Consider the following 3665-nt stretch of genomic DNA (forward strand, 5'->3'; position numbering starts at 1 on the left):
ATTTATTTTTAGTAAAATGTTCTCGTGAACATTAAATGATACAAGATATTTAAAGAAACTACTTGTTAATAAAATTGAATTGAAAAATAGGGAAAAGGGAGTGTTTTAAATGAGAAATTTAGAAAAATATCATGGAGTAATACCAGCATTCTATGCATGCTATGACAAAGAGGGGAATATAAGTGTAGAGGGAGTAAAGGCTTTAACAAGATACTTTATTGAAGCAGGAGTAAAAGGTGTATATGTTGGAGGATCATCAGGAGAGTGTATCTACCAAGGTAAAGAAGAAAGAAAAGTAGTTTTAGAAACTATAATGAAAGAAGCTCAAGGAAAATTAACAGTTATAGCTCACGTAGCTTGTAATAATACTGCAGATAGTATGGAATTAGCTGCTCATGCAGAAAGTTTAGGAGTAGATGCAATAGCTGCAATACCACCAATTTATTTCCGTTTACCAGAACATGCAATAGCAAAATATTGGAATGACATTTCAAGTGCTGCACCAAATACAGATTTCGTAATTTATAATATTCCACAACTAGCAGGAGTTGCTTTAACACCATCTTTATATAAAGAAATGTTAAAAAATCCAAGAGTAATAGGAGTTAAAAACTCATCAATGCCTATTCAAGATATTCAAACATTTAAGGCTATTGGAGGAAAGGATACAATAGTATTCAATGGTCCAGATGAACAATTCATAGGTGGGTTTATGATAGGAGCTGAAGGAGGAATAGGAGGAACTTATGGAGCTATGCCTAAGTTATTCTTAAAAGCTCTAGAGTGTTTCCAAAAAGGAGATTATGAAACAGCTCGTGCTATCCAATATGATGTAAATGATATAATAACAGCATTATGTTCTTGTAAAGGAAATATGTATGGAGTAATTAAAGCTACTTTAAAAATCAACCATAACATAGAAATTGGAGGAGTTCGTGCTCCATTAGCTAACCTTGTAGAAGAGGATATGCCAAAAGTTGAAGCTGTAGCTAAATTAATAAGAGATACAGAAGCTAAATATTTATAATATATAAAAATAGGTCCTCGGGATAACTGAGGACTTTTTTTGTACCTTGATTTTTTTAAAAAATTGAGAGATAATGGGAGCAAGGAAGAAAACAACTAGGAGGAGCAGATGTGAATAAAAAACCGAAAGTGGTAGTTATAGGTGGGGGAAGTGGAATATCGGTAATGTTAAGAGGATTAAAGTATTTACCAGTAGATTTAACTGCTATTGTATCTGTAGCTGATGATGGAGGAAGTAGTGGAGCTTTGAGAAAAGAGTTTGATTCACCCCCACCAGGAGATTTAAGAAATGTTTTAATAGCTTTGAGTGATGTGGAGCCAATAATAGAGGATGTTTTCCAATATAGATTTAAAGAGGAGAGTTCTATTGGAGCACACCCTTTAGGAAATCTTTTAATAATGGCGATGAATGAAATAACAGGAAATATTGGAGATGCAGTTGATAGACTTAGAAAGTTGTTTAATATAAGGGCTAAGATATTACCAGCAACTTTGGATAATGTTATTCTTTTTGGAGAAACAGAAAGTGGTAAAATTATTGAGGGAGAATCAAATATACCCTTTGTTAAAGAAAGAATAAAAAAAGTTTTTTATAAAAATGAAAGAAAAGCTCCAATAAAAAATTTAGAGGCTTTAGAAGATGCTGATTTAATAGTTTTTGGAATAGGAAGCTTATATACTAGTTTAATTCCAAATTTACTATTGAGTGGAATAAAAGAGAGTTTAGAAAAGAGTAAAGCAAAAGTAGTATATGTTTGTAATGCAATGCAGCAGCCTGGAGAAACAGAGGGATATACAGCTGACGAACATATAGAGGCAATATGTAAGGTTATTGGGAATAATATTATAGATGAAGTAGTTGTTGATACTAGGGATATTCCAGAAGAGATATTGGAAAGATATAGAGCTCAGAATAGTGATAGAGTTTTAGTAGATAAAGAGAGTATAAAAAGTAGAGGGATAAAGGTAAAAGATAGAGACATTCTAGAAATTGACTCAAGAGGTATGGTAAGACATCATCCGTACAAATTAGCAGCAACATTATATTCTTTAATAGATAAATGGGAGGAGTTTTATGTTTAAACATGTATTTGGACCGGTTCCGTCTAGAAGATTGGGTGTTTCTTTAGGAGTGGATTTAGTAACACCTAAAAGTTGTAATATGAACTGTGTATTTTGTGAGTGTGGAGCTACAAGAGAATTAAAATTAAAAAGAGAGAGCTTTAAAGATATAGATGAAGTAAAAAATGAGATCTTGGAAGCTATAAAAATTGTAAAACCTGATTATATAACTTTTTCTGGTAGTGGAGAACCGACTTTAAGTAAGGATTTAGGTAAAATTATTGAGTGGATAAAATCTAATTTAGAAATTAAAGTTTGTGTAATTACAAATAGTTTATTGTTAGAAGATAATGAAGTGGTAAAAGAATTAGAAAAAGCAGATTTGATAATGCCAACATTGAACAGTGTAGACAATTTGATCTTTAAAAAAATAAATAGACCTTCAGCTCAGATAGATGTATCTCAAGTTATGAGAGGGTTAGAAAATTTAAGTAAGAAATATAAAGGAAAAATATATATTGAAAGTTTTATAATAGAGGGATTAAATGACTCTAATGAACATACAGAGAAAATGGTCGCATTCTTAAAAAATATAAATTTTACTAAACTGCAATTAAATACTTTGGATAGACCAGGTACAGAGAATTGGGTTCAACCAGCTAGTTATGAAACGATGCAAAGAATAAAAAATAAATATTTAGAATTGGGAATAAGTAATGTTGAAATAGTAAAAGAGATGAAAGAGTTAGATAAAAAAATAGAAGTTAATGAAGAATTATTAAAAAATATGAAAGAAAAAAGAGAATATTCTGAGAAAGATTTAAAGAAAATTTTTAAAATTTAATAAATTTTTATAAAAAAATATATTTGAAAACCTTTGAAAATACTAGGTTTGTAATATGGTTTTTAAAAAATATAAAATTTTTTAAAAAAGTTGTTGACAGTTTTTATATTATGTGGTAATATTATATATGTCAGCGGGACACGAAAGCGAAAAATGAAAACGCAAAAGTGAAACGATGGCGGAATGAATAGCAAATGCCGCTTTAGCTCATCTGGTAGAGCAACTGACTTGTAATCAGTAGGTGATTGGTTCGACTCCGATAAGCGGCACCAGATGCCCCGTTCGTTCAGTGGTAAGGACATCAGATTTTCACTCTGGAAACAGGGGTTCGATTCCCCTACGGGGTACCACTATAAAAACTTAATAATCGGTGAGGTTCCCGAGTGGCCAAAGGGATCAGACTGTAAATCTGCCGGCTCTGCCTTCGAAGGTTCGAATCCTTCCCTCACCACCACTTAACAACTACACTGAAGTGCATAAGCATAATGTGTGGATTTTTTTTTATCAAAATAAAAAACTTGTTAAGAAATAAGTAGAAATTTTGTAAAAATAGTAGTAAAATAAACTTATAGTATTATAAAAACATTTGGAGGTATAACCACAATGGCTAAAGAAAAATTCGAAAGAAGCAAACCGCACGTTAACATCGGAACAATCGGACACGTTGACCACGGAAAAACAACAACAACAGCAGCTATCTCTAAAGTATTATCAGATTTAGGACTAGCTCAAA

The 3665-nt window shown here is 31.6% G+C and carries 4 protein-coding genes and 3 tRNA genes; all 7 read left to right on the forward strand.

Going from position 1 to position 3665, the window contains the following annotated elements; translation table 11 throughout:
* Positions 1-109: 109 nt before the first annotated feature.
* The gene (locus tag IAA47_04815) at positions 110-1027 is read left to right on the forward strand and encodes a dihydrodipicolinate synthase family protein (GenBank protein MBU3842293.1); all 918 of its coding nucleotides are present in this window, start codon (positions 110-112) and stop codon (positions 1025-1027) included.
* 110 nt (positions 1028-1137) lie between these two features.
* Positions 1138-2109 carry a uridine diphosphate-N-acetylglucosamine-binding protein YvcK gene (gene yvcK / locus IAA47_04820; GenBank protein MBU3842294.1) on the forward strand — a complete coding sequence of 324 codons (972 nt, stop codon included), beginning with the start codon at positions 1138-1140 and terminating at the stop codon, positions 2107-2109.
* Positions 2102-2932: a radical SAM protein gene (locus IAA47_04825; protein MBU3842295.1), complete on the forward strand. Its 831-nt coding sequence runs from the start codon at positions 2102-2104 to the stop codon at positions 2930-2932. The genes yvcK and IAA47_04825 overlap by 8 nt, the downstream gene beginning before the upstream one ends.
* 196 nt (positions 2933-3128) lie before the next feature.
* A tRNA-Thr gene (locus IAA47_04830) sits at positions 3129-3204 on the forward strand.
* A 3-nt stretch (positions 3205-3207) separates the two neighbouring features.
* A tRNA-Glu gene (locus IAA47_04835) sits at positions 3208-3282 on the forward strand.
* A gap of 19 nt (positions 3283-3301) precedes the next feature.
* Positions 3302-3386: transfer RNA gene (locus IAA47_04840), tRNA-Tyr, on the forward strand.
* 149 nt (positions 3387-3535) lie between these two features.
* Positions 3536-3665, forward strand: a 130-nt coding sequence (tuf, locus tag IAA47_04845) for an elongation factor Tu (GenBank protein ID MBU3842296.1), incomplete at its 3' end; no start/stop codon positions are given.

Source organism: Candidatus Fusobacterium pullicola (genome assembly GCA_018883725.1).
Taxonomy (GTDB): domain Bacteria; phylum Fusobacteriota; class Fusobacteriia; order Fusobacteriales; family Fusobacteriaceae; genus Fusobacterium_A; species Fusobacterium_A pullicola.